Source organism: Microcystis sp. M53603_WE2, from assembly GCF_030065435.1.
Map to the genome: position 1 here is coordinate 1 of NZ_JASJFF010001219.1, position 1,777 is coordinate 1,777.

At 40.0% G+C, this 1,777-nt stretch carries 2 protein-coding genes; both read right to left on the minus strand.

Annotated features, from left to right (window positions below; genetic code table 11):
* Positions 1–97: 97 nt before the first annotated feature.
* Entirely contained in the window at positions 98–319 is a 222-nt protein-coding gene (locus PX481_RS25495; protein ID WP_288096748.1) for a hypothetical protein, read from the minus strand.
* A 634-nt stretch (positions 320–953) separates the two neighbouring features.
* Positions 954–1,777: tetratricopeptide repeat protein (locus PX481_RS25500; RefSeq protein WP_288096750.1), on the minus strand; the 824-nt coding region annotated here is incomplete at its 5' end.

Sequence of the window (1,777 nt, forward strand, 5' to 3'; positions counted from 1 at the left end):
ACTATCGGTTAGTTGAATCAGGGATGCTGGTTTCATGCGAGTTCCTCACTCTGAGGATTTTCCCGTTATTATAGGATCAATCATTCTCTGTAATTCTCTAAAGATAATGATCATGCTGATTAGCAAGATCTATAGGCAACTTTTCTAAGTCGTCATTGTCTAATGGTATCTCTTCCAGAAGCTTTAATATTGCCTCCCCTACATTACTTTCAGATTTAGCATAACTAGCTTGTGCTGAAAGGAGGAAGTTTAAAGTTTCTTCTATTAAAGAATCCGGCGCTTGTTCAATCTCTTGTAATAGTCTCTCTTTAGTATTCATGGTTTTATTCCTTGCTAATCAGTTATCAGTCATCAGTGATTAATTCAATTATAGTTCATCATTCAATCATTCCAACCACTGTCGATGGTGGTGCGTTACTGGACTAGGTAATAGGTGTAGGGGTAATTCATGAATTACCCCTACAATAACGTTTGTCTGGATGTTGTCAAATTTTCTCTTGACAAAGGCGACTTGACATGATACTATATTCATAATGGAAAATCCGTGCGCCTACAAACCCTCTTTTCCAACGGTCTTAACTATGATTGGTTTATTCAATCAATCTTCATCTCTAATCCACTCTTAACTAGCTCCCTAGTCATAGTCCATCAGATGATTACATCAACCACTGTCGATGGTGGTGGGTTACTGGACTAGGTAATAGGTGTAGGGGTAATTCATGAATTACCCCTACAATAACGTTTGTCTGGATGTTGTCAAAATTTCTCTTGACAAAGGCGACTTGACATGATACTATATTCATAATGGAAAATCCGTGCGCCTACGAACCCTATTTTCCAATGGTCTTAACTATGATTAGTTCATTCAATCAATCTTCATCTCTAATCTACTCTTAACTAGCTCCCTAGTCATAGTTCATCATTCAACATTCCAATCACAGTTAAGACTGTTTTCAGGGATGAGGGGGTTTTGGTTTCAACATCTCCACCACCTCATCGGGAAACCGTTGTCTTAATTCTGCTTCGGGTAATTGGGATAACATCCTCAGATAATTCTGATAAAAGGTTTGGGTATGGGGATGATTTTCCCCTAATCCTTGGGTAGCAATATTAATCGCTTCTAGATAGAGAGGTTCCGCTTCTGTGTACCTGCCTTGGGAATCGTACAATGCTGCTAAATTGTTGAGGGAAGTTGCCACATCGGGATGATTGTCTCCTAAGAGTTGTTTTCTCAAATCTAATGCTTCTAGATAGAGAGGTTCTGCTTCTGTGTACCTGCCTTGGGAATAGTACAAGTATGCTAAATTGTTGAGGGAAGTTGCCACATGGGGATGATTGTCTCCTAAGTGGGTTCGAGTTGCGGTTAAACAAGCTTGACAGTAAGGTTCAGCAATAGCATACAATCCTTGTCCGTTATAATACCAAGCTAAACCCGTATAAGACCATAATAAATCCTCATCAGCGATATATTGGGGATATTCCCCGACAGATGCTTGTAGATGGAGAAGGAAAGGTTTAAATTCTTCAACGATTTCTACAGTGGGATTCTGTGGCATTTCTGCCGATTTTTTGGCCATAATCCCACAATAACGGCGTTTTGCTGGTTCTGCGTGGGGTGATGCTTCTAACTTATCCTGAAAGTAGCGACGCAACAGGGGATGAATTTCATACCAACCATCACGATTATCCTGAACTAAACTCAGGTGAACTAAACTATCGGTTAACCATTCCTCCACTGTATCCCCATCCTCATCGGGAAATAAATCCAGAATCATCC